The 2,839-nt window shown below is 70.1% G+C and carries 2 protein-coding genes; both read right to left on the bottom strand.

The features are described from left to right. Positions 1-1,983, bottom strand: a 1,983-nt coding sequence (locus tag FRZ03_RS29980) for a hypothetical protein (RefSeq protein ID WP_146468241.1), incomplete at its 3' end; no start/stop codon positions are given. Positions 1,984-2,281: 298 nt separating this feature from the next. Further along, positions 2,282-2,809 (bottom strand): hypothetical protein, encoded by a 528-nt coding sequence (locus tag FRZ03_RS29975; protein ID WP_146468234.1) that lies wholly within the window; start codon positions 2,807-2,809, stop codon positions 2,282-2,284. Positions 2,810-2,839: the final 30 nt, after the last annotated feature.

Raw genomic sequence — 2,839 nt, 5'->3', positions numbered from 1 at the left:
GGTGGAGGCGGTCCAGCCGGACCGTTCGCCCGCGTAGGCGGTGCCGAACGCGGTGCCGGCAAGGGTGGTGCCGGTGGGCAGGGTGGCGGTGGCGTTGACGCCGGCGGGCGCCTGGACGGTGACGGTGGTGCCGATCCGGTAGGCGGTGACCTGCCCGGCGTTCAGGGCGTTCTGCCAGGCGGCGCGGCGCTGCTGTTCGGCGCCGATGTCCTTCATCCGCAGGTTCACCAGCGGGGTGTTGTCCGCGAACAGCGAGGCGTAGCCGTCGAGCACGCCGTTGAGCACCGGGTAGGCGATGCGGTCCTCGGTGAGGTTGGACTGGTGGATGAAGTGCGGCTTGGGATCGTTGGAGAGCACGTGGCCGAGGTCGATGCGGGTCTCCAGCGGCACGATGTAGTTCTGGTAGCCGGTGGCGGTGTCCAGCGGGGCGGGCAGGCAGGTGGTGGTGGCGGGGTTGTCCTCGCAGATGCCGCTGCCGCCCTGGGCGCGGCTGGTGTAGAGCCAGTTGTACTCGTCGACCTCCTCGGAGGCCTTGCCCGCGTTGTAGAAGACGTTCATCGGGTAGCGGGCGACGGTGGTGGCGGGGCCGACCTGGCGCTGGGCCGGGTCGCGGGAGGCGTCGGCGGCGAGCCACTTGACGTTGTTGTCGGTGAGCGCGGGCCCCAGGTTGGGGTTGTCGTCGGGCTGTTGCGGCAGGATGCGCAGTCCGGAGTGCTCGCCGGTGACCAGCTCGCTGTTGTCCAGGGGCAGTCCGTTGGTCTGCCCCCAGACCCGGTTGCCGGCGATCTCGTCGTCGATGCTCAGGCGGCTGACCCACTGGGTGGCGCCGGCGGCGTTGGTCTCGCACTTCCAGGGCACCACGGTGGTGTCCTGCTCGCAGCCGAGGAAGGCGTGCGTGTAGGTGTGGTTGATCCAGCGGAACTGGTTGCGGTCCGCGATGAGTTTGTCGGCGAGCTGGTCGACGCCGTCGTTGTCCCCGCGCTGGTCGACGCTGCCGGAGCCGTTGTAGGCGAGGTCGAGGGTGAAGCGGCGGCTCTGCTCCCAGGCCGTGGCGTAGTCGACGTCCGCGGGGGTCATCCGGATCGGACTGGGCGTGGCCGAGCCGTTGGTGCAGTCGACGTCGCCGGGCGTGCAGTTGAGCTGGGTGTCCCAGCGGTCGTCGGCCGCGAACACGTCGTCCACGTGGACGGCGAAGTAGTTGCGGGAGGCGCCGAGGTGCACCCCGCCGGTCATCCAGTCCACGATGCCGCGGGCCAGCAGCCGGAACTGCTGCTGGTACTGGTTGTAGACGAAGGTGATGACCAGTTCGCGCCGGCCGTCGTGCCGGTACTCGCCGACGAGCGAGCCCTGGGTGGTGGTGCCGGGGATGGTGGCCTGCACGTACGGGGTGAAGTCGGCGCCGGGCGCCGGTGTCGACAGGTAGGCGTAACTCTCGCCGACGGTGGGCGAGTTGTCCTCGAAGGGCACGGCACCCTTGAGATAGCCGAAGGGCCCGGCCTTGCCGGCGGTGCTGACCTGGGCCTGGACGCCGTCGACGCTGCCGGAGTAGCCGCCGGAGGTCGGGACCTGGAGTCCGGCCTGGGGGCGGGCGTAGGTGTAGGCGTCCACCTGCGGGATGCCGTACGTCTGCTCGTAGGCGGCGAGCGCGCTCATCTCGGCGCTGCCGGCCGGGAACGGGTTGTCGTTGGGCAGTACGACGGCCTGGTACTTGGCGCGCGCCCGGCCGTCCACGGTGTCGGCGAGGAAGCCGGCGTCGATGGTGGGCCGGCCGCTGCTGGTCAGGTCGACCTTGGTGAACGGCGTTCCCTCGGAGGTGAGTTCGGCGGCGATGGCGTCGGTGGCCGGGCCGCCGTCACTCACCACCAGGACTCTGAGGTCGATGCGCGGTGTGCCGGCGTCGGCCTGGGCCGGTCCTGCCTGCAGGCCGAGCGCGGCGAAGAGCGCGCCCACCGTCAGCGCGCTGGTACGAATGGTCCGCTTCATGCGGTGAAGTCCCCTCCCCGGACAGGGGTGAGCACGGCTCACATGGAGCGGACGCACCCCCTCGCGCGACTCCGGCGTCCCCCTCAGAAGCCGGTCGTCGACGCATCCGTCGCGTCACATAGTGATGGATGTGTGTAGCTTTTGTGGCCGAGTCACGAAACCTGACGGAAAATGGCTGGTGTCCAACTGCTGCGCGGAGCAACCGAGACGACCTCTTTCCCGTCGCCGCGTAGGGGGCGCGGGTACGGCGCACCGGCGGACCGCCTGGGTCCGCCGGGCGACGTCGTGGGGTTCCGCGTCAGGCGCAGAGCACGCGCGTGTCGGGCGTGTACACGGGGCCGCCGTTGGTGTTGGTGCCGTCGCTGAACTCGGCGTAGAAGTACGAGTAGAAGCCGATGTTGCCGTTGCAGCCGGAGTCGGACGCGACCTGGAGGGTCAGGGTGACGGTGCGGCTCTGACCGGGCGGGATGGTGGCGCCGTAGTTGGTGCCGAGGTTGGTCGGGCCGGTGCCGGAACAGGGAGTGGCGCTGCCGTCGGCGGCGGCCAGGCTGCAACCGGTGAAGCTGTACTTCAGGTCCGGGCGCTGAGTGGTCAGCCAGGTCGGGTCGATGGTCTGGTACACGAACAGGACGTCGTACGTCTTGTTGTTGGTGAGCGTCATCGACAGCTTGACCGAGCCACCGGGGGTGGTGGTGGCGCTGTTGGTGGTGAAGGCGAGGGAGGCCGGGGCCGTGTCGGCACTGGCGCCGGGGGCGAAGCCGAAGACGGCGAGGACGACGGCGAGGACGGCGGTGAGACCGAGGCGTTGCAGCAGAGGTGATCGCATGGCCCGGGAGGCTAGGGGCGTGCCCCGCAC

This window comes from Streptomyces misionensis (genome assembly GCF_007896895.1).
Classification (GTDB): Bacteria; Actinomycetota; Actinomycetes; order Streptomycetales; family Streptomycetaceae; genus Streptomyces; species Streptomyces misionensis_A.
This window is presented reverse-complemented; position numbering and strand designations above follow the sequence as displayed.

Excerpts from the sequence above, each read along its gene's own strand:
- FRZ03_RS29975 (WP_146468234.1), bottom strand. The coding sequence starts at position 2,809 with ATGCGATCACCTCTGCTGCAACGCCTCGGTCTCACCGCCGTCCTCGCC.